General features: G+C 62.1%; 22 protein-coding genes. 11 read left to right on the plus strand and 11 right to left on the minus strand.

Annotated features, from left to right (window positions below; genetic code table 11):
- Nucleotides 1-78 precede the first annotated feature (78 nt).
- The 6 genes from RR51_RS08350 to hisF all read left to right on the plus strand — a co-directional run bounded on the left by RR51_RS08350 (nucleotide 79) and on the right by hisF (nucleotide 5,019).
- Nucleotides 79-1,740 carry an OFA family MFS transporter gene (locus RR51_RS08350; protein WP_039613184.1) on the plus strand — a complete coding sequence of 554 codons (1,662 nt, stop codon included), beginning with the start codon at nucleotides 79-81 and terminating at the stop codon, nucleotides 1,738-1,740.
- A gap of 239 nt (nucleotides 1,741-1,979) precedes the next feature.
- A complete protein-coding gene (gene hisB, locus RR51_RS08355) occupies nucleotides 1,980-2,573 on the plus strand; it encodes an imidazoleglycerol-phosphate dehydratase HisB (protein WP_003255736.1) in 594 nt (197 codons plus the stop codon).
- A complete protein-coding gene (hisH, locus tag RR51_RS08360; RefSeq protein ID WP_013970493.1) occupies nucleotides 2,574-3,212 on the plus strand; it encodes an imidazole glycerol phosphate synthase subunit HisH in 639 nt (212 codons plus the stop codon). It begins immediately after the preceding gene.
- On the plus strand, nucleotides 3,213-3,473 hold the full coding sequence (locus RR51_RS08365) for a DUF2164 domain-containing protein (protein ID WP_039613185.1): 261 nt from the start codon (nucleotides 3,213-3,215) through the stop codon (nucleotides 3,471-3,473). It begins immediately after the preceding gene.
- A 27-nt stretch (nucleotides 3,474-3,500) separates the two neighbouring features.
- Nucleotides 3,501-4,238, plus strand: coding sequence for a 1-(5-phosphoribosyl)-5-[(5-phosphoribosylamino)methylideneamino]imidazole-4-carboxamide isomerase (hisA, locus tag RR51_RS08370; RefSeq protein WP_003257484.1), 738 nt, complete (start codon nucleotides 3,501-3,503; stop codon nucleotides 4,236-4,238).
- Between the two features lie 10 nt (nucleotides 4,239-4,248).
- On the plus strand, nucleotides 4,249-5,019 hold the full coding sequence (hisF, locus tag RR51_RS08375; protein WP_013970495.1) for an imidazole glycerol phosphate synthase subunit HisF: 771 nt from the start codon (nucleotides 4,249-4,251) through the stop codon (nucleotides 5,017-5,019).
- A 120-nt stretch (nucleotides 5,020-5,139) separates the two neighbouring features.
- On the opposite strand, the gene choV is transcribed toward hisF, so the two are convergent.
- The 3 genes from choV to RR51_RS08390 all read right to left on the minus strand — a co-directional run bounded on the left by choV (nucleotide 5,140) and on the right by RR51_RS08390 (nucleotide 8,192).
- Nucleotides 5,140-6,318 (minus strand): choline ABC transporter ATP-binding protein, encoded by a 1,179-nt coding sequence (gene choV, locus RR51_RS08380; RefSeq protein ID WP_003257485.1) that lies wholly within the window; start codon nucleotides 6,316-6,318, stop codon nucleotides 5,140-5,142.
- Nucleotides 6,315-7,163 carry a choline ABC transporter permease subunit gene (gene choW / locus RR51_RS08385; RefSeq protein ID WP_169774667.1) on the minus strand — a complete coding sequence of 283 codons (849 nt, stop codon included), beginning with the start codon at nucleotides 7,161-7,163 and terminating at the stop codon, nucleotides 6,315-6,317. Before choW ends, choV begins: the two co-directional genes overlap by 4 nt.
- 81 nt (nucleotides 7,164-7,244) lie before the next feature.
- Nucleotides 7,245-8,192, minus strand: coding sequence for a choline ABC transporter substrate-binding protein (locus RR51_RS08390; protein ID WP_003257486.1), 948 nt, complete (start codon nucleotides 8,190-8,192; stop codon nucleotides 7,245-7,247).
- A 453-nt stretch (nucleotides 8,193-8,645) separates the two neighbouring features.
- Between RR51_RS08390 and RR51_RS08395 the strand changes: the two genes are divergently transcribed.
- Together RR51_RS08395 and RR51_RS08400 are read left to right on the plus strand one after the other, a co-directional pair.
- The gene (locus RR51_RS08395) at nucleotides 8,646-10,022 is read left to right on the plus strand and encodes an L-serine ammonia-lyase (protein ID WP_039613186.1); all 1,377 of its coding nucleotides are present in this window, start codon (nucleotides 8,646-8,648) and stop codon (nucleotides 10,020-10,022) included.
- Nucleotides 10,023-10,478: 456 nt separating this feature from the next.
- Complete coding sequence (locus tag RR51_RS08400) at nucleotides 10,479-11,585, plus strand: GlxA family transcriptional regulator (protein WP_015268639.1); 1,107 nt, start codon at nucleotides 10,479-10,481, stop codon at nucleotides 11,583-11,585.
- Between the two features lie 119 nt (nucleotides 11,586-11,704).
- Here the strand turns inward: RR51_RS08400 and RR51_RS08405 are convergent, their stop codons facing one another.
- From RR51_RS08405 to choX, 5 genes are all read right to left on the minus strand, one after another.
- Nucleotides 11,705-11,962, minus strand: coding sequence for a hypothetical protein (locus RR51_RS08405; RefSeq protein WP_003257487.1), 258 nt, complete (start codon nucleotides 11,960-11,962; stop codon nucleotides 11,705-11,707).
- Nucleotides 11,963-12,381: 419 nt separating this feature from the next.
- Nucleotides 12,382-12,858, minus strand: coding sequence for a thioesterase family protein (locus RR51_RS08410; RefSeq protein WP_039613187.1), 477 nt, complete (start codon nucleotides 12,856-12,858; stop codon nucleotides 12,382-12,384).
- 10 nt (nucleotides 12,859-12,868) lie between these two features.
- Entirely contained in the window at nucleotides 12,869-13,834 is a 966-nt protein-coding gene (locus RR51_RS08415) for an L-carnitine dehydrogenase (RefSeq protein WP_013970500.1), read from the minus strand.
- An 18-nt stretch (nucleotides 13,835-13,852) separates the two neighbouring features.
- Nucleotides 13,853-14,737: a 3-keto-5-aminohexanoate cleavage protein gene (locus tag RR51_RS08420; RefSeq protein ID WP_024088001.1), complete on the minus strand. Its 885-nt coding sequence runs from the start codon at nucleotides 14,735-14,737 to the stop codon at nucleotides 13,853-13,855.
- Nucleotides 14,738-14,858: 121 nt separating this feature from the next.
- A complete protein-coding gene (gene choX / locus RR51_RS08425; protein WP_013970502.1) occupies nucleotides 14,859-15,803 on the minus strand; it encodes a choline ABC transporter substrate-binding protein in 945 nt (314 codons plus the stop codon).
- 147 nt (nucleotides 15,804-15,950) lie between these two features.
- Here choX and RR51_RS08430 point away from each other — a divergent pair, with 147 nt between their 5' ends.
- Complete coding sequence (locus tag RR51_RS08430) at nucleotides 15,951-16,913, plus strand: GlxA family transcriptional regulator (RefSeq protein WP_039613188.1); 963 nt, start codon at nucleotides 15,951-15,953, stop codon at nucleotides 16,911-16,913.
- On the opposite strand, the gene RR51_RS08435 is transcribed toward RR51_RS08430, so the two are convergent.
- From RR51_RS08435 to RR51_RS08445, 3 genes are all read right to left on the minus strand, one after another.
- Complete coding sequence (locus RR51_RS08435; RefSeq protein WP_039613189.1) at nucleotides 16,904-17,455, minus strand: hypothetical protein; 552 nt, start codon at nucleotides 17,453-17,455, stop codon at nucleotides 16,904-16,906. The genes RR51_RS08430 and RR51_RS08435 overlap by 10 nt on opposite strands.
- A gap of 66 nt (nucleotides 17,456-17,521) precedes the next feature.
- Nucleotides 17,522-18,238 (minus strand): hypothetical protein, encoded by a 717-nt coding sequence (locus tag RR51_RS08440; protein ID WP_230397048.1) that lies wholly within the window; start codon nucleotides 18,236-18,238, stop codon nucleotides 17,522-17,524.
- A gap of 115 nt (nucleotides 18,239-18,353) precedes the next feature.
- Nucleotides 18,354-18,755, minus strand: a complete 402-nt coding sequence (locus RR51_RS08445; protein ID WP_003257504.1) for a lysozyme inhibitor LprI family protein — start codon at nucleotides 18,753-18,755, stop codon at nucleotides 18,354-18,356.
- A gap of 287 nt (nucleotides 18,756-19,042) precedes the next feature.
- On the opposite strand from RR51_RS08445, the gene RR51_RS08450 reads away from it, so the two are divergent.
- Nucleotides 19,043-20,020, plus strand: coding sequence for a dipeptidase (locus RR51_RS08450; RefSeq protein WP_003257506.1), 978 nt, complete (start codon nucleotides 19,043-19,045; stop codon nucleotides 20,018-20,020).
- A 77-nt stretch (nucleotides 20,021-20,097) separates the two neighbouring features.
- The gene (locus RR51_RS08455) at nucleotides 20,098-20,628 is read left to right on the plus strand and encodes a DUF5943 domain-containing protein (protein WP_013970507.1); all 531 of its coding nucleotides are present in this window, start codon (nucleotides 20,098-20,100) and stop codon (nucleotides 20,626-20,628) included.
- The last annotated feature ends 5 nt before the right edge of the window (nucleotides 20,629-20,633 follow it).

Genomic DNA, 20,633 nt, shown 5'->3' on the forward strand with positions numbered 1-20,633 from the left:
AGATTGCTTTCACGCTACTTGATGCTGCTACCCTTGCGCCGCTTTGCCTGCACCCTCCCAATAAGAAGGATCTGATCCATGAGCAGTACCGTCGCGGCGGGGACCTTGGCCAGTGCGCCAGGCTTCCTGTCGAAGGAGCGCATCATCGCCCGTCCGGGCTTCAACCGCTGGCTGGTCCCACCGGCCGCCCTTGCCATCCATCTGTGCATCGGCATGGCCTATGGCTTCTCGGTGTTCTGGCTGCCGCTGTCGCAAGCCCTAGGCATCACCGCCCCGGTCGCCTGCGCGGCGGACATGGGCTTCATGGCCCGCATGTTCAGCGCCGAATGCGATTGGCCGATTTCCATGCTGAGCTGGATCTACACCCTGTTCTTCGTCTTCCTCGGTTGCTCGGCGGCCGTGCTGGGTGGTTGGCTGGAACACGCCGGCCCGCGCAAGGCCGGCCTGGTGTCGGCGCTGTGCTGGTGCGGTGGCATGCTGATTTCGGCGATTGGCGTGAAAACCCATCAGCTGTGGCTGATGTGGCTGGGTTCCGGCGTAATCGGCGGTATCGGCCTGGGCCTGGGCTACATCTCGCCGGTGTCGACCCTGATCAAGTGGTTCCCGGACAAGCGCGGCATGGCCACCGGCATGGCGATCATGGGCTTCGGTGGCGGGGCCATGGTCGGTGCACCGCTGGCCACCGCGCTGATGGGCCATTTCGGCAATGCGCAGGAAGTGGGCGTGTGGCAGAGCTTCGTCGTCATGGCGGCGATCTACTTCGTGTTCATGACCGCTGGTGCCCTGGCGTATCGCGTACCGCCAACCGGCTGGAAGCCCGAAGGCTGGAGCGCCCCAGTGAAGAAAGCTGGCAACACCATGGTCACCGACCGCCACGTTCACGTCAGCGTGGCCTGGAAGACCCCGCAGTTCGCGCTGATCTGGCTGGTGCTGTGCCTGAACGTGTCGGCGGGTATCGGCATCCTCGGCAAGGCTTCGCCGTTGCTGCAGGAAGTGTTCGCCGGCAAGCTGCTGGGCAACGGGCTGAGCTTCAGCGAGCTGAACAGCGCCCAGTTGGCGCAGATTGCCGCGATCGCCGCCGGCTTCACTGGCCTGCTGAGCCTGTTCAACATCGGCGGGCGGTTCTTCTGGGCGTCGTTCTCGGACTACATTGGCCGCAAGAACACCTATTTCGCCTTCTTTGCCTTGGGCGTGGGCTTGTACAGCCTGGTGCCGAACATGGGGCACCTGGGTAACGTGGCGCTGTTCGTGGCGGCGTTCTGCATCATCCTGTCGATGTACGGTGGTGGTTTTGCCACGGTACCGGCCTACCTGGCCGACCTCTTCGGCACGCAGATGGTCGGCGCAATTCATGGCCGCCTGCTGACTGCCTGGGCGGCGGCGGGGGTGCTGGGGCCGGTGCTTATCACCTACCTGCGCGAGTACCAATTGGCGGCCGGGGTGGAGCGTGCGGCTGCTTATGACATGACCCTGTACATCCTCGCCGGCCTGCTGGTGTTGGGCTTTGTCTGCAACATGCTGGTACGACCGGTGGCCGACAAGCACTTCATGAGCGATGCCGAACTGGCTGCCGAGCGGGCTTTGAGCCATGACAAGGGCGCCGACGGGGCGCGCTCGCTGGAGTGGAAGGCGGCGCCGGGCAGCCTGCCGCTGGTGCTGCTGGCCTGGGCTGTGGTGGTCGTGCCGTTGGCCTGGGGCGTTTGGATTACCCTGCAGAAGACGGCTGTGCTGTTCCATTGATTGGGTGCGCTTTGCGCCCCTTTCGCGACACAAGGCCGCTCCTACAGGTGACCCCTGTAGGAGCGGCCTTGTGTCGCGATGGGCTGCAAAGCAGCCCCAAGCCATGCGGTTGTATAGACCTGTAACGGTATCCAGCCTGCGTAATTCCTCGTTCTGCCATATGTCATCCGCGTTTCAAGCCGGCGCGTTCTAGGCCTATAATGAAGCCCTTTTCGCCTAATGATTTTGCGGAGCTGGTGATGGTCGAACGTAAGGCTTCCGTCGAGCGCAATACCCTGGAAACCCAGGTCAAGTGCTCGATCAACCTCGATGGCAGTGGCAAGGCCCGATTCGATATCGGTGTGCCTTTCCTTGAACACATGCTGGACCAGATTGCCCGCCATGGGCTGATCGATCTGGATATCGAGTGCAAGGGTGACACGCATATCGACGATCACCATACCGTCGAAGACGTCGGCATCACCTTGGGCATGGCATTTGCCCAGGCCATCGGTGACAAGAAGGGCATCTTCCGCTACGGCCACGCCTATGTGCCGCTGGACGAAGCGCTGTCGCGCGTGGTCATCGACTTCTCCGGTCGCCCGGGCCTGCAGATGCATGTGCCGTACACCCGCGCCAGCGTCGGCGGCTTCGATGTCGACCTGTTCCAGGAGTTCTTCCAGGGCTTCGTCAACCACGCCTTGGTGACCCTGCACATCGACAACCTGCGTGGCCACAACACCCACCACCAGATCGAGACCGTGTTCAAGGCTTTCGGCCGCGCCCTGCGCATGGCCATTACCCTCGACGAGCGCATGGCCGGGCAGATGCCTTCCACCAAAGGGTGCCTGTAAATGCAGACGGTAGCCGTAATCGACTATGGCATGGGCAACCTGCACTCGGTGGCCAAGGCGCTCGAGCATGTAGGTGCCGGCAAGGTGCTGGTCACCAGTGATGCCACGGTCATCCGCGAAGCCGACCGCGTGGTATTCCCGGGCGTGGGCGCGATTCGCGACTGCATGGCAGAAATCCGCCGCCTGGGCTTCGACAGCCTGGTGCGTGAAGTCAGCCAGGACCGCCCGTTTCTCGGCATCTGCGTGGGTATGCAGGCACTGCTCGACCACAGCGAAGAAAACGACGGTGTCGACTGTATCGGCCTATTCCCCGGCCAGGTTCGCTTCTTCGGCAAAGACCTGCAGGAAGACGGCGAGCACCTGAAGGTGCCGCACATGGGCTGGAACGAAGTCGGCCAGACCAACGACCACCCGCTGTGGCACGACATCCCCGATCGTGCGCGGTTCTACTTCGTGCACAGCTATTACATCAATGCCGGCAAGCCGGCCCAGGTGGTCGGTCGCGGCCATTACGGTGTCGATTTCGCCGCTGCACTGGCCGATGGCTCGCGCTTTGCCGTGCAGTTCCACCCGGAGAAGAGCCATACCCATGGCCTGCAGCTGCTGCAGAACTTCGTCGCCTGGGACGGGCGCTGGTAAATGAGCAGGTCGAAGACCAAGGCCCCGGTCATCACCCTGGCCCCCGAGCAGGAGCGCGAAGCGCTGCACATGCTCAAGCGCTTCCTCGAAGACCGTTTCGAGCTGGAGCTGGGGTCGTTCGAAGTGGCCGAAGTCCTCGAACTGTTCAGCAAAGAAATTGCACCCCTTTACTACAACAGGGCGATTGCCGATGTTCAGCTGCACCTCAAGGAGCGGTTCGAGAGCATCGAAAGCGATCTGTGGGCGCTCGAGAAGCCCTGAAACCCCAAGAACAGACAGGTTCCCAAGATGCTGATTATCCCCGCTATCGATCTGAAGGACGGTGCCTGCGTGCGCCTGCGCCAAGGCCGCATGGAAGACTCCACGGTATTTTCCGACGACCCGGTGAGCATGGCCGCCAAGTGGGTCGAGGGTGGCTGCCGCCGCCTGCACCTGGTCGACCTCAACGGTGCCTTCGAAGGCCAGCCGGTCAATGGTGAAGTGGTCACTGCCATTGCCAAGCGCTACCCGACTTTGCCGATCCAGATCGGCGGCGGTATTCGCTCGCTGGAAACCATCGAGCACTACGTCAAGGCCGGCGTCAGCTACGTGATCATCGGCACCAAGGCGGTCAAGCAGCCGGAATTCGTCGCCGAAGCGTGCAAGGCCTTCCCGGGCAAGGTCATCGTCGGCCTGGACGCCAAGGACGGCTTTGTCGCCACCGACGGCTGGGCTGAAGTGAGCTCGGTTCAGGTCATCGACCTGGCCAAGCGTTTCGAGGCCGATGGCGTCTCGGCGATCGTCTACACCGACATCGCCAAGGACGGCATGATGCAGGGCTGCAACGTGCCGTTCACCAAGGCGCTGGCAGAAGCCACTTCGATCCCGGTGATCGCCTCGGGCGGCATCCACAACCTGGGCGACATCAAGGCCCTGCTGGACGCCAAGGCCCCGGGCATCATCGGCGCCATCACCGGCCGTGCCATCTACGAAGGCACCCTCGATGTCGCCGAGGCCCAGGCCTTCTGCGACAACTACCAAGGCTGAGGACTGAACCATGGCACTGGCCAAGCGCATCATCCCTTGCCTGGACGTGGACAACGGCCGGGTGGTCAAGGGCGTCAAGTTCGAGAACATCCGTGATGCCGGCGACCCGGTGGAAATCGCCCGTCGCTACGACGAGCAAGGTGCCGACGAAATCACCTTCCTCGACATCACTGCCAGCGTCGACGGCCGCGACACTACCCTGCATACCGTCGAGCGCATGGCCAGCCAGGTGTTCATCCCGCTCACCGTGGGCGGTGGCGTGCGCACCGTGCAGGACATCCGCAACCTGCTCAATGCCGGTGCCGACAAGGTCTCGATCAACACGGCCGCGGTGTTCAACCCAGAGTTCGTCGGCGAGGCCGCGGACCGTTTCGGTTCGCAGTGCATCGTCGTCGCCATTGATGCCAAGAAGGTGTCCGGGCCGGGCGAAGAACCACGCTGGGAAATCTTCACCCACGGCGGGCGCAAGCCGACCGGGCTGGATGCCGTTGAATGGGCGAAGAAGATGGAAGGCCTGGGTGCTGGCGAGATCCTGCTGACCAGCATGGATCAGGACGGCATGAAGAACGGCTTCGACCTGGGTGTTACCCGTGCGATCAGTGATGCGCTGGGTATTCCGGTGATTGCCTCGGGCGGTGTGGGTAACCTGCAGCACTTGGCTGACGGCATTCTGGAAGGGCATGCCAGTGCGGTGCTGGCTGCCAGTATCTTCCACTTTGGTGAGTACACGGTGCCGGAAGCCAAGGCCTACATGGCTTCGCGCGGGATCGTCGTTCGCTGACCCATTGTTGGGAGGGCTTTGCCCTCCTTTCGCGACACAAGGCCGCTCCTACAGGGATATGCGTTCCCCTGTAGGAGCGGCCTTGTGTCGCGAAAGGGCCGCAACGCGGCCCCAATGGCATCAACCGTGGTTCTTGCCGAGCAATGCGTGATAAAGCTCGGTATCCCCAAGTATCCCCACCACCTTGTCGTTATCCTGCAACACCAGCTTGTTGCCGGTCTGATAACGAATCTGTAGCGCCTCGCGCATTCCGATGTCGGCATTTACCAACGTTGGGCGGCGGCCCAGCAGCTCCACATCCTGCCCTGGTGCCCAGTTCTGCAGGTCAAGCCCGTTCTGCCCCTGGCGTGCGCGCTTGATCGAGCCGCCTTCGCCAAGGTCCAGCCACGAGTCGATGCCGGGGTCCAGGCACACCGAACCGTTCACCCGCTTGCAGTTGTCCAGGCTGCGCATCAGGCTGCGCCCGCACAGCACGTTCAGTGGGTTGGTATGGGCGACAAAGGTACGCACATACTCGTCGGCCGGGTTGAGCACGATCTCTTCCGGCTTGCTGTACTGGATGATCCGCCCGTCCTTCATGATGGCGATGCGGCTACCCAGTTTCAGTGCCTCGTCCAGGTCGTGGCTGACGAACACGATGGTCTTGCTCAGCTTGGCCTGCAGGCCAAGCAACTCGTCCTGCAGGCCCTGGCGGATCAGCGGGTCCAGTGCCGAGAACGGTTCGTCCATCAGCAGGATGTCGGCATCCATCGCCAGCGCCCGGGCCAGGCCCACGCGCTGCTGCATGCCGCCAGACAGTTCGTCCGGCTTCTTGTTGCGCCACTGGGTCAGGCCCACCAGTTCGAGCTTCTCGTCTACCAGCTTGCGCCGTTCCTTCTCGGGGCGGCCCTGCATTTCCAGGCCAAAGCTGATGTTCTCGCGCACCGTCAGCCAGGGCATCAGGGCGAATTTCTGGAACACCATGGCAATGCGCTTGGTGCGCATCATCTTCAGTTCGGCCGGGGTGCAGTGGGCAATATCGATGTGCTTGCCTTCGTGCTCGACGAACAGCTTGCCGCGGCTGACGGTGTTCAGGCCGTTGATGCAGCGCAGCAAACTCGACTTGCCCGAGCCGGACAGGCCCATCAGCACGCAGATCTCGCCCTTCTGGATATCCAGGTTGGCCTTCTCGACACCCACAACCAGGCCGGTCTGCTTGAGAATCTGCTCGCGGGTCTGGCCTTGGTCGAGCAGCGCCAGCGCTTCGCGCGGCTTGTTGGAGAAGATGACGTCGACGTCTTCGAAACGAATGATGCTCATGCTTCACCCCTTACCGGCAGGTCCGGTTGCTTGCAGATACGGTCGAGCATGATCGCCAGCAGCACGATCGCCAGGCCCGCTTCGAAGCCCAGGGAAATATCGGCGGTGTTCAGTGCGTTGACCACAGGTTTGCCCAGGCCGTCAGCGCCGACCAGGGCGGCGATCACCACCATCGATAGCGACAGCATGATGCACTGGGTAACGCCGGCGGCGATGCTTGGCATCGCGTGCGGCAGTTCGATACGGGTGAGCAGCTGGCGCCGTGAGCAGCCAAAGGCCTTGCCGGCATCCATCAGCTCCTGCGGGACGTCGCAGATGCCCAGATAGGTGAGACGGATCGGCGCGGCGATGGCGAACACCACTGTCGAGATCAGCCCCGGCACCACACCCAGGCCGAACAGGGTCAAGGTGGGGATCAGGTAGACGAAGGTAGGTACCGTCTGCATCAGGTCGAGTACGGGGCGCATGGCGGTATAGAACATCGGTTTGTGCGCGGCGACGATGCCCAGTGGCACGCCGATGGCCACGCAAACCACCGTGGCGAAGGTGACCTGCGCCAGGGTTTCCATGGTTTCCTGCCAGTAACCCAGGTTGAGGATCAGCAGGAACGACAGGGCGACGAATGCGGTCAGCGCCCACTTGCGCTGGATGAAATGCGCCAGGGCGGCGAACAGAGCGATGAGCACGAACGGATTGAAGAAAGTCAGGGCACTGGTTACGCCATGGATCATGAACTCCAGGCCTTGCGCGATGGCGTCGAAGTAATTCGCGCCGTTCTGGGTCAGCCACTCGACGAACGACGCGATGTACTGGCCCAGGGGTATTTTCTGATCGATAAGCATGATAGCGAGCTTCCACCTGCATAGATTGAACTCAACCCGGGGCAGGCACGGTCCTGCCCCGAGGTAGCGCTATTGCGTATTTCGTTATTGCGTCAGCTTGGCCTTGGCCGCCTCAAGGCCGGGTTTGCCATCCACGGTGGTTACGCCGGCCAGCCAGGCATCCAGTTTGCCAGGGTTGTCCTTGAGCCACTTCTTGGCAGCCGCCTCGGGTTTCATCTTGTCGTCCAGGACATAGCCCATCATGGTGCTTTCATCCTTGAGCTCGAACGACAGGTTCTTCAACAGCTGGCCAACGTTGCTGCATTCCTGCACATAGCCCTTGCGGGTGTTGGTCAATACGGTCGCCTTGCCGAAGTCGGGGCCGAAGAATTCGTCTCCGCCGGTCAAGTACTGCATCTTGAAGCGGGTGTTCATCGGGTGCGGTTCCCAGCCGAGGAACACGATGGCCTCGCCGCGTTTCTGCGCGCGGTCGACCTGCGACAGCATGCCGGCCTCGCTGGACTGAACGATCTTGAATCCGGCGTCCTTCAGGCCGAAGGCGTTCTTGTCGATCATGCTCTGGATGGTGCGGTTGCCATCGTTGCCGGGCTCGATGCCGTAGATCTTGCCGTCCAGTTCCTGCTTGAACTTGGGAATGTCGCTGAAATCCTTCAGGCCCTTGTCATACAGCGCCTGGGGCACTGCCAGGGTGTACTTGGCGTTTTCCAGGTTGGCGCGCACGGTTTCCACGGTGCCGGCGTCGCGATACTGCTTGATGTCGTTCTCCATGGTCGGCATCCAGTTGCCGAGAAACACGTCCAGGTCCTTGCCGGTGGCCAGCGACTTGTAGGTCACCGGTACCGAGATCATGGTGGTGTGGGTCTTGTAACCCAGTGCTTCGAGCACAACGCTGGTGGTCGCGGTAGTGACCGTGATGTCGGTCCAGCCGACATCCGAGAACCGTACCGTCTGGCATTGCTCGGGTTCGGCGGCCTGGGCCAGCAAAGGCGCGGACAGCAACGCAACCAGCAACAGCGAGGGTGAACCTTTCATGGATGGACTCCTGTGATTTTGTCTTCGGGTTCGCGTGGGTCGCCGGGCTTTCTCAGGGTCCGGTCGACCAGGCCTGCAGAGGGCAGGATGCGTGGCCGTGCTTTACGAGTCGCTTTCGATAATCCTCCAGCGCCGGGCAATCGCCTACTGGTGGGGTCGTAACCAGTACGGAACGGGTCGTATCCAGTATGGGCGATGTCGTTTATGGATTTTTCCACCCCCTCAGCCGCATTTTTACGTCACCAGGCCGCCGTAAAGCGGCGTGGCAAGGGCAGCTCCCCGGTTGAAAACAGCGCGGCGCTGCTGGACAAAAGTACGTCGGTTGCAGACGGCGAGGGGGTTGGTAAAAGCCCGATGATGCGTGCATTCAAGGCGGCCCGCTGCTTCAGCCTAGCAGTTGCCCCGCCCTGCGCATGGCGCGCAGAGACAAGCCCAGCAAGAGGTGATTCGACAATGGCCATCAGCGTGTTCGACCTGTTCAAGATCGGTGTCGGGCCCTCCAGCTCCCACACCGTAGGCCCCATGCGTGCTGGCGCCCTGTTCGTCCAGGGCCTGCGCGAACGCGGCGAGCTGGAACGTGTGAAGCGGATCGAAGTGCGCCTGTATGGCTCGCTGTCGGCCACAGGTGTGGGGCACGGCACCGACAATGCCACCATCATGGGCTTGATGGGTGAATGGCCTGACGCCATCGACCCGACCCAGATCGTGCCGCGTATAGCCGACCTGCGCGAAACCAACACCCTGCAGCTGGACAGCCGCCTGCCCATCGAATTCGTCTGGGCCCGCGACATGCTGTTGCTGGACGAGAATTTGCCGTACCACCCCAACGCCATGACCCTGGTTGCCGAAGGCGAACAGGGCGAGCTGCACCGCGACACCTACTACTCGGTGGGTGGCGGCTTCGTGGTCGATGCCGCCCAGGCCGCCAGCGGCGTGCTGGATGCTGACCAGACGGTGCTGCCTTACGATTTCAATAGCGCTGCCGAACTGCTGCGCCTGTGCAAGCAAAACGACCTCAGCGTGTCGCAATTGATGATGGCCAACGAGAAGGTCTGGCGCAGCGAGGAAGAGATCCGCGCCGGCCTGCACAAGCTCTGGGAAGCCATGCAGGAATGCGTCAACAACGGCCTCAAGTACGAAGGCACGCTGCCCGGCGGATTGAACGTGCGCCGCCGCGCCGCCAAGCTGCACCGCAGCCTGCAGGAAATCGGCAAACCCAACGTGATCGGCTCGACCATGAGCGCCATGGAGTGGGTCAACCTGTTCGCCTTGGCGGTCAATGAAGAAAACGCTGCCGGCGGGCGTATGGTTACCGCACCGACCAACGGTGCGGCGGGCATCATCCCGGCGGTGTTGCACTACTACATGCGCTTCAGCGATGCGGTGGACGAGTCCAGCGTGGTCGACTTCTTCCTCGGTGCTGCCGCGGTGGGCATCCTGTGCAAGAAGAACGCCTCGATCTCTGGTGCCGAAGTGGGTTGCCAAGGGGAAGTCGGTTCGGCTTGCGCCATGGCAGCGGCGGGGCTTGCCGAAGTGCTGGGCGCGACCCCGCCACAGGTGGAGAACGCTGCCGAGATCGCCCTGGAGCACAACCTGGGCCTGACCTGCGACCCGGTCGGTGGGTTGGTGCAGGTTCCGTGCATCGAGCGCAACGCGATTGCCGCGGTCAAGGCCATCAACGCTGTGCAGATGGCCCTGCGTGGTGACGGCGAGCACTTCATTTCCCTCGACCAGGTGATCCGCACCATGCGCGATACCGGGGCCGACATGCACGACAAGTATAAAGAGACTTCGCGCGGTGGTTTGGCGGTCAGCGCGATCGAGTGCTGATAGCTTGACCGGACCTCAAGGGCCTCTTCGCGGGTGAAACCGTGAAGAGGCCCTTGAGTTTGACGCAGGTGCAGCACAGCCCCCCAATGCATCCTTATGGTGCAGTGCGACGCATACCAATCGTCGGGTGTCGTAATCAGTGCGGGCATTGTCGGTGACACTCAAGAGTGTCGTTTCTGGGCATCCTACACTGCGCGTGTCACCAAATTGCTCAGCCATTCCACGCACACCGCCTAGCACGCCCGTTCTACGATGATTGACCAACTCGATCAAAGCACCTGATTTGCCTAACAAAGGCGTCGTTTTCAGGTTTTTTTGGATGGCCGTTCAACTTCAGGCACGGCGTTTGCGTAGAGATTGGTACCAAGGCCCCCACACATGAAACCGGGGCCATACATAACAAGAAATCAGTGCTCGCCTGAGGCACCCCCTGCATTTGTGTGAGGAGAAATCGCGATGACGTCGTACACCTCCGGGAACCCAACCCAGAACCGCACAGCCCCCCAGTCCATCGGGTTTCTCCTATTGGACAATTTCACCCTGATTTCCCTGGCGTCGGCCGTCGAGCCGCTGCGCATGGCCAACCAGCTGTCCGGCCGCGAGCTGTACCGCTGGCACACCCTCACCGCCGATGGTGGACAGGTGTGGGCCAGCGATGGCTTGCAGATAACCCCTGACGCCGCGATGCACAGTGCGCCTCCCATCGATACCGTGATTGTTTGCGGCGGCGTGGGCATCCAGCGCAGTGTCACCCGCGAGCATGTCACCTGGTTGCAAACCCAGGCCCGCCAGTCGCGCCGCCTGGGCGCGGTATGCACCGGCAGCTGGGCCTTGGCCTGTGCCGGGTTGCTGGATGGTTTCGATTGCAGTGTGCACTGGGAGTGCCTGGCCGCGATGCAAGAGGCTTTCCCGCGCGTCAACATGAGCACCCGCCTGTTCACCCTCGACCGTAACCGCTTCACCAGCTCCGGCGGTACTGCGCCGCTGGACATGATGCTGCACCTGATCAGCCGCGACCACGGCCGTGAACTGTCGGCGGCGATCTCCGAAATGTTCGTCTATGAGCGCATCCGCAACGAGCAGGATCACCAGCGCGTGCCGCTCAAGCACATGCTTGGCACCAACCAGCCGAAGCTGCAGGAAATCGTTGCGCTGATGGAGGCCAACCTCGAAGAGCCGATCGACCTGGACGAACTGGCGGTATACGTGTCGGTATCGCGCCGGCAGCTCGAGCGCCTGTTCCAGAAGTACCTGCACTGTTCGCCGTCGCGTTACTACCTGAAGCTGCGCCTGATCCGCGCCCGGCAGCTGCTGAAGCAGACGCCGATGTCGATCATCGAAGTGGCGTCGGTGTGCGGCTTCGTGTCTACCCCGCACTTCTCCAAGTGCTATCGCGAGTACTTCGGCATTCCGCCGCGTGACGAGCGCGTGGGCTCCAACACCGCGCAGCAGGTGGCGATGATGCCGATCCCGCAGGCCATGACCCTGTCGCCGCACAGCGGGCCGATGGCGGCCCTGAGCCAGGCGCGCAACGAGTCGACCTTTGCCAGTGTAAGGCTCTGAAACAGCACTGGCCTCTTCGCGGGTAAACCCGCTCCCACAGGTACTGCACTGCTTTTGAATTCAGTGCAGTACCTGTGGGAGCGGGTTTACCCGCGAAGAGGCCAGTACAGGAAAACGAATCAGCCGCGCTTGTTGAACTGCGCCAACGCCGGCAACAGCTGTTTGTCGATGGCCTGGCGCACCGCCGGCAGGATCGTCGCACTACCGGTATACATCTGCTCCACCATCCCCTTCAGCGCCCGTGCATTGGGCTCGGTCAGCCCACGCACCACCGCTTCGCACGCCTGCTCGGCAGTAGCGCCGGCCGGAATCTCGAACCCGCGCGCGCGCAGGTGGCCTGCCAGATCGTCCTGGTCAATCAAATCCGCATGCATCATGGCTGTTGTCCCTTTTATCGCTAAGAGAGTGCTGCTGTGATTTACGACCGATTCTGTGACGCCGGCGACATGCCCGCAACAACAGAATGGCGCCATGGCTGCTTTGGCTAAGAACAGGTCGTTTACGGCTAAATCCAGTGTTCGGGAAGTGCGCAAACTCAAGCCATCTGCCGCAACGGAGGGTTTGGTCACCCTCGTTCGTGTACAGTGGATGTTGCTCGCTCTTGGCCCCGGATGCTCACGGCTTTCCGGGGTTATTTTTTGCCCGGAGCAACACCTCCACCGCTGTTGGCACAATGTCTTGCTCAGTACTTGCAGGCATGCATGCCTCTGTGGGAGCGGGTTCACCCGCGAATGCGTCGGTAGCTTCACCATCGCATTCGCGGGTGAACCCGCTCCCACAGGGTACGCAGTTTTGTTCAGGATCGGGTGTTCAAACCCATCACCCGTCCGACGAACTCAGCCGGGGGCACATCCTGCTGCTCATCCACCAACCCTTGCAGCAACTCGACACTACGCTCACTGAACGGAGCCGACTTCGGCCCCGCCAGGTCCACATGCAGCAGCATCTGCTCACTGGCCGCCAGCGCTTCGGCGAACCCTGCCCGGTGCAGGCTGTGGTACGCATGCAGGCGCTTGCGATCAAAGCCGATGATCTGCGTCTGCACCCATACCTCGGTGCCCAGCTTCACTTCGTGCAGATAGTTGATGTGCGCCTCCAGGGTGAACAGCGAGTTACCGCTCTGGCCGCGGCTGTCGGCATCCAGGCCGATGCGCTCCATCAGCGCGTCGGTGGCGTAGCTGAAGATCAGCAGGTAGTAGGCATCGCGCAGGTGCCCGTTGTAGTCGACCCAGTCCTCCTGGACCGGGGTGCGGTAGGTGATCAGTGCGGGCATCGCGGTCTCCTCAGTCGCCGAAAGCCATACCGTGGCTGGCCTTGCTGGTCTTTACCGCTTCCAGCACTGCCAACAGGGTGTCATCACGATAGCGCTCCAGCGCGGCGATGCTGCGATCCGCCAGTTGCACGGATGTCCCTTCGACCACATCGTCGATCAACTTGTCGGTGAGTTCCGGCGCCGGCAGGTAGGTCCAGGGCAGTTTCAACGCCGGGCCGAACTGGGCCATGAAGTGACGCATGCCCGCATCACCACCGGCCAGGGTGTAGGTGAGGAACGTGCCCATGAACGACCAGCGCAAGCCGGCACCGAAACGGATGGCATCGTCGATCTCGCCGGTACTGGCCACGCCGTCGTTGACCAAGTGCAGTGCTTCGCGCCACAGCGCTTCGAGCAGGCGGTCGGCGATGAACCCGGGCACTTCCTTGCGTACGTGTAGCGGGCGCATGCCCAGGGCGGTGTAGATGGTCCGGGCCGCTTCGATGGCTTCGGGGGCGGTGCGGTTGCCTCCGACGATTTCCACCAGCGGCAGCAGGTACACCGGATTGAACGGGTGGCCGACCACGCAGCGCTCGGGGTGGGTGGCCGACTCGTAGAACTCGCTGGGCAGCAGGCCCGAGGTGCTGGAACCGATGATCGCGTCGGGTTTGGCGGCGGCGCTGATCTTTGCGTGCAGGTCGAGCTTCAGGTCCAGGCGCTCAGGGGCGCTTTCCTGGATGAAATCGGCGTCGCGGACACATTCCTCGATGGTGGCGACGAACTTCAGGCGGTCTTGTGATGCGCCTGGTGCCAGGCCTTGTTTTTCCAGTGCCGGCCAGGCGTTGGCGATGCGCTTGCGCAAGGCCTGCTCGGCGCCTGGCGCCGGGTCCCAGGCGACCACGTCCAGCCCGTGGGCCAGGGCGCGCGCGACCCAGCCGCTGCCGATCACGCCACTACCCAGCGCGGCGAAGGTCTTGATCTCGGTGATGAAGGTCATGTTGGGCTCCTGAAAGTGTCAGCGGCGTTTGAGGTTCATCTTTTCCCGGCCTTCGGCCGGGGTCAGCACACGTGCGCCAAGGCGCGAAATGATTTCCACCGCGCGCTCGACCAACTGGCCGTTGCTGGCCAGCACGCCACGGTCCAGGTAAAGGTTGTCCTCCAGGCCCACCCGCACGTTGCCGCCCAGCAGCACCGCCTGTGCGGCCATCGGCATCTGCATGCGACCGATACCGAACCCGGCCCAGGTGACGTTTGGCGGCAAGTTGTCGACCATCGCCTTCATGGTGGTGGTATCGGCCGGAGCGCCCCACGGGATACCCAGGCACAGCTGGAACAGCGGGTCTTCGAGCAGGCCTTCCTTCATCATCTGCTTGGCGAACCACAGGTGGCCGGTGTCGAAGATTTCCAGCTCGGCTTTTACCCCCAGCTCGGTAATGCGCTTGGCGCCGGCGCGTAGTTGTGCCGGGGTGGAGACGTAGATCGAGTTGCCGTCGCCGAAGTTGAGAGTGCCGCAGTCGAGGGTGCAGATTTCCGGCAGCAGCGCTTCGACATGGGCCAGACGCTCCAGTGGGCCGATCAGGTCGGTACCCGCGCCGAACTCCAGTGGTGTTTCACCCGGGCCGATTTCCAGGTCGCCACCCATGCCCGCGGTAAGGTTGACGATGATGTCCACGTCGGCTTCGCGGATGCGCTCCATGACTTCGCGATACAGCGCCACGTCACGGCTGAAGCGACCGGTTTGCGGGTCGCGCACGTGGCAGTGGACCACGGTGGCGCCGGCTTTGGCGGCCTCTACGGCAGACTCGGCGATCTGCTTGGGGGTGACTGGAACAAGGTGGCTTTTCGAGGCGGTGTCGCCGGCGCCGGTGAGGGCGCAGGTGATGATGACGTCGTGGTTCATGGCGGGGTTCCTTGTGGTGTCTGGTGGCCTTTTCGCGGGTAAACCCGCTCCCACAGGGGACGATGTTGCCCCTGGCATGTGCATGACTTGTGGGAGCGGGTTTACCCGCGAATGGGCCGGATCAGTTGGCAGTGAGGTTTAGGTTGTCGGCAGCCGGCTTGCCATCGAAGGTGGTCACACCCTCCAGCCAGCGGGCCTTGTCCTCGGGGTGGTCCTTGAGCCACTGGCGGGCCGACTCCAGCGCATCCTTGTGGTCGAGCAGTGGCTGCATCATGCGGCTCTCGTCCTCGGCGCTGAAGTTCAGGTTGGCCAGCAGGCGGTGGGCGTTGGGGCAGCGTTCGGCGTAGTCCGGCGCGGTCACCGTCCACACTGTCGCGCGGCCTTCGTCAGGGCCCAGGGCGTCCTGGCTGTCGCCCAGGTAGACCATGTCGATATTCACGTTCATCGGGTGCGGTGCCCAGCCAAAGAACACCACGGCTTCGTTGCGCCGCACCGCGCGGTCGACGGCGGCGAGCATGCCGGCCTCGCTGGACTCGACCAGCTGGAACTTGCCCAGGCCGAACTGGTTCTTGGCGATCATCGCCTTGATCTGGGTGTTGGCGCCGGAACCCGGTTCGATGCCGTAGATTTTCCCACCCAGTTCCTTCTCGAACTTGTGGATGTCGGCGAAGGTCTTCAGGCCCTTGTCGGCCAGGTACTTGGGCACCGCCAGGGTGGCGCGGGCGTCTTCCAGGCTCGGCTTGTCGAGCACCTTGACCTGCTTGGCGTCGACGAACGGGGTGATGGTCTGGGTCATGATAGGGTTCCAGTAACCCAGGAACATGTCCAGGCGCTTGTCGCGGATGCCGGCGAAGATGATCTGCTGTGAAGCGCTGGTCTGCTTGGTCTGGTAGCCAAGGCCATCGAGCAGCACCTGCGCCATGGCGCTGGTGGCGATGACGTCGGTCCAGTTGACCACGCCCAGACGGACGTTCTTGCAAGCCGCGGGCTCGGCGGCGAATAGTGGGGAAGTGGCGATGCTGCTCAGGGCAAGGGTCAACAGGCTGCGGCGGATCAAGCTGTGCATGGTGGCTCTCCATCGGCAGTGCATATTGTTATTGGGGTTCGACCTCTCTGGGTCGTATGAAGAAGCTACGCTGCTGTCAGGGTGGAAAATCGCACCCTGGCGACCAACATTTGCACGGAGGCGACCACCTTTGCCGTGGAGCATGCAATGCCGCAAATCATTCACTTCCTGTTGTTGCCCGGGTTCTCGGCCATGGGTTTCATCAGTGCCCTGGAACCACTGCGGGTGGCCAACCGCTTCAAGGGCCCGTTGTATCGCTGGCAGGTATTGAGCCTGGACGGCGGGGCGGTGCAGGCCAGCAATGGCATGTCGGTGAACGCCGATGCAGCGCTGGCGGCGGGCGAGCCTGGTGGCATCCTGCTGATCGTCGCCGGTTTCGAGCCATTGGCCTGTTATGGGCCGGCGCTGCAGCAGGCGCTACGCCGCCTGGACCATGAGGGGGTGGTTCTGGGTGGCATCGATACCGGCGCGGTGGTGCTGGCCGAGGCCGGCCTGCTCGACGGCCACCGCGCCACCGTGCACTGGGAGGCGCTGGAGGCGTTCAAGGAGAACTACCCGAGCCTGCAGGCCACCCAGGAACTGTTCGAAATCGACCGGCGGCGCATCAGCTGTGCGGGCGGTACAGCCTCGATCGACCTGATGCTAGACCTGATTGCGCAATCCCATGGCAGCGAGCTGGCGGTGCAGGTTTCGGAGCAATTCGTGTTGGGCCGTATTCGGCCGCGGCAGGATCATCAGCGGATGCAGATCGCCTCACGCTATGGCATCAGCAACCGCAAGCTGGTGCAGGTGATCGGCGAGATGGAAAAGCATACCGAGCCACCGTTGAGCACATTGGAGCTGGCCGCCCGTGCCATGATCACCAGGCGTCAACTGGAGCGCTTGTTTCGCTTGTACCTGAATGATACGCCCAGTGGCTTCTATCTTGACCTGCGTCTGGACAAGGCGCGTCAGCTGTTGTGTCAGACGCAGATGAGCATCACGCAGGTCAGCGTGGCATGTGGTTTCGAGCTGCCGTCGTACTTCACCCGCCGGTACAAAAGACGCTTTGGGCGCTGTCCGCGTGAAGAACGTCAGGCGCTCAAGCCGCAGCTGCCGGATCAGAACTGATCGAGGTCAGAAAGCGTCTGGAGGCGGTTTTCGACCTGTACTCGTCGCGCCTCGAAAGCCCGGGCGTCGAGTTTCGCGCCCATGTGGTCCAGTTGCAGGGCAAGGCGCGTACGTGGGGCATCCGGGTCGGTCGAACAGCACAGGTTGAAGACGATCGCCAGCGGGCTGCCGCTGTCATCCAGGTCAAATTCGATGCGCAGGTGCGAGCTGGCCGAAGTGCTGCGCAGCAGGGCGAGGTCTGGCTGTTTCAAGCCATTAAGTATGTCGTTGGCAACCCGCTCGAACTTGAGGTTGCGACGCTGGGGCGCTGGAATCCAGCCGTTGAAGACGTCTTGAAACACAGCATCCGTGGGTACGCAGTTGATGCTTTTCGTCGTCCGTTCGATCAGTTCGACACCGCTGTTCTCCAGGCCCTGCAGAAAACGGCTGAACCAGCGCTGGCCATCCTGTTGGCGATCGTGAGCCTGGTTGGCCTCTAGTTGCGCCAGGCGTAGGCAGGCATGAAGGTCTTCCCAGGGTTGGTTGGCGAGTTTGGTGGGCATGCTTGTGGTCCTCGCTGCAGGCGTAGGAAGGGGAGCCTGGCGCCGCTGGGCGGCGCCAGGTGCAGGTCAGAGTTCCAGCGCCAGGATGTCGAACGCCTGGCTGGCCAACTTCATCCTGACGGCTTCGCGCATGGCGTCGAAGTGGCGAACACTGAACGAGCCCTGTTGCGAGGCCCGGTATACACGGGTATTCGACTTGTCGATGATGCGGCCAGCGGACCCTGCGGCTTTCTCGGCCTTGTCATAGCTCAGCTGAACGCTGGTCATGTGCATGATCGGCAGGCCCTGCGGTGTCATCTCGCAGGCCGAAATCTGAATGGTGCTGGATTTGCCCGAAACACTCACGCTGCTTTCTTCGAGCAGTTGCTGCGCCTTGGGTGTTTGCACGATCACTTCGAAGGAGCGTTTTACACAGCGGCTCAGGCGGTGGCTGGCGCCGATCTGGACGGTGACGATCTGCGGCACCAGGGTGGCCAGCGTGTGGGTGTCCTTGTCGATTGCCTCCTCGACATGGGCGGCGCCGGTCAGCGTCCAGCCGAACTTGCCCAGGCCGTCGTTGTAGAAGTTGTACCACTCGCGCTGCTGGGTTTCCTTGTCGAACTTCTTGTTTGCCGACAGGTTCATCAAGCGCATGCCATCGAGCACGTCTTCGGCAACGCTGGCAGGTACATCCGGGGCAAAGATGCAGACGGTGTTGGCAACCATGACGGCGCGTTCTTCGCCTTCTTTCTTCAGGGCGGCAATGGCGCTGTTCATGTCGGTCTTGCTGATAGTAGAGGTCATGTCTTGGTTTCCGATCGAGTTCATCATCGGCACCTCGGGTGAGGCGCCGGGAACGCACTTTGGTTCGGATCGTCAAGACAGATAAGCCGAAAGCCTTTCCTGCCGAGGAACTCCCTTACTGCTGGCCGATGGACTGCAGGTACTCCGAGCGGTCATCACTGCGTTGTGCCACGCAGGTGTTCCACGCTGCTTCGAACGCCTTGCTGCCCGGTTTCTCGGCATAGGTTTCGACCTTGCAGTCGGCATCGCGCAGTTGCGTCCACAGTTTCTCAGCCGCCTCCATACGCCCGGCCAAGGCGTCTGCCTTGTCGCCTTCGTCGGCGTACTGGTCGCGAATGCGCTGTATCAGGTCGTCATACGCCGACTTAAGTTCACGCTCGGCCGTCTGCTTGTTGAACGCCGCGCAAGCGAATGTCTGCTGGTCGGTCTCGACGTTGTCGCACGGGGTGCTTTCTTCCTCGCCGGCCTGGGCGCCCGATACGACAGCCAGCAATACCAGCCATGCCATTGATTTCATCCGTTTTCTCCTCAACCAGGCTGACGAATCGGCTGGATTCTCGCTCAGCCGCCGACAAGACGATAGCTCCCTGAAGAAATGTTCATGAAACGGTCGGAAATGTCGTTATCGAGACTGTCTCTCATCGCCAGACGGCGCGCCAGAGGGCGCGATGTCGCGCATTGACGCTTTCGGCAAACCCCCTGTCGTTTTTGCATCGGGGCGCCTTTGGGCACAGGCATATGCTGGCCCCAAAGCGCCGGCAATAAGGTTTGGCGCAAACCCATTCAATAAAAGGGGACAGCCTGATGAGCCCAGCCGAACTTCACGCCGACAGCATCGTCATCGACGGCCTGATCATTGCCAAATGGAACCGCGAGCTGTTCGAAGACATGCGCAAAGGCGGGCTGACTGCGGCCAACTGCACGGTGTCGGTCTGGGAAGGCTTCAAGGCTACCGTCGACAACATCGCCGCCAGCCAGAAGCTGATCCGCGATAACAGCGACCTGGTGATGCCGGTACGCACCACCGCCGACATCCGCAAGGCCAAGGAGCTGGGCAAGACCGGCATCCTCTTCGGCTTCCAGAACGCCCACGCCTTCGAAGACCAGATCGCCTACGTCGACGTGTTCAAGCAGCTGGGCGTGGGCATTGTGCAGATGTGCTACAACACCCAGAACCTGGTCGGTACCGGTTGCTACGAGCGTGACGGCGGCCTGTCGGGCTTCGGTCGCGAGATCGTTGCCGAAATGAACCGCGTCGGCATCATGTGCGACCTGTCCCACGTGGGCTCCAAGACCTCCGAAGAAGTCATCCTCGAGTCGAAAAAGCCGGTCTGCTACTCGCACTGCCTGCCTTCGGGCCTGAAAGAGCACCCGCGCAACAAGTCGGACGAAGAGCTGAAGTTCATCGCCGACCACGGCGGTTTCGTTGGCGTGACCATGTTCGCGCCGTTCCTGGCCAAGGGCATCGACTCGACCATCGACGACTACGCCGAAGCCATCGAGTACACCATGAACATCGTCGGTGAAGACGCCATCGGTATCGGTACCGACTTCACCCAGGGCCACGGCCAGGACTTCTTCGAATACCTGACCCACGACAAGGGTTACGCCCGTCGCCTGACCAACTTCGGCAAGATCATCAACCCACTGGGCATCCGCACTGTGGGCGAATTCCCCAACCTCACCGAAACCTTGCTCAAGCGCGGCCACTCCGAGCGCGTGGTGCGCAAGATCATGGGTGAGAACTGGGTCAACGTCCTCAAGGACGTGTGGGGCGAATAAGCCGCTCTCCAAGCCTGAAAGCCCCTGCCAGCAACGCCGGGGCATCCCGATAAAAAATTTTATGGAGTTGAGTTTCCATGGCCAAGATCGCCCCGCAATTGCCAATCGAAGTAGACAGCGAGACCGGTGTCTGGACCAGCGACGCCTTGCCGATGCTGTATGTGCCGCGCCATTTCTTCGTCAACAACCACATGGGCATCGAAGAAGTCCTGGGCGCCGACAAGTACGCCGAGATCCTCTACAAGGCCGGCTACAAGTCCGCCTGGCACTGGTGTGAAAAAGAGGCCGAGTGCCATGGCCTGGAAGGCGTGGCGGTGTTCGAGCACTACATGAAGCGTCTGAGCCAGCGTGGCTGGGGCCTGTTCGAAATCCAGGACATCGACCTCGACAAAGGCACCTGCAGCGTCAAGCTCAAGCACTCCGCATTCGTGTACGTCTATGGCAAGTGCGGCCGCAAGGTCGATTACATGTTCACCGGCTGGTTCGCCGGCGCCATGGACCAGATTCTCGCTGCCCGCGGCAGCTCGATCCGCACCGTGGCCGAACAGGTCTATGGCGGGTCGGAAGAAGGCCACGAAGATGGCCTGTTCGTTACAAAGCCGTTGTAAGCCGG

The organism is Pseudomonas sp. C5pp (genome assembly GCF_000814065.1).
Lineage (GTDB): Bacteria > Pseudomonadota > Gammaproteobacteria > Pseudomonadales > Pseudomonadaceae > Aquipseudomonas > Aquipseudomonas asiatica.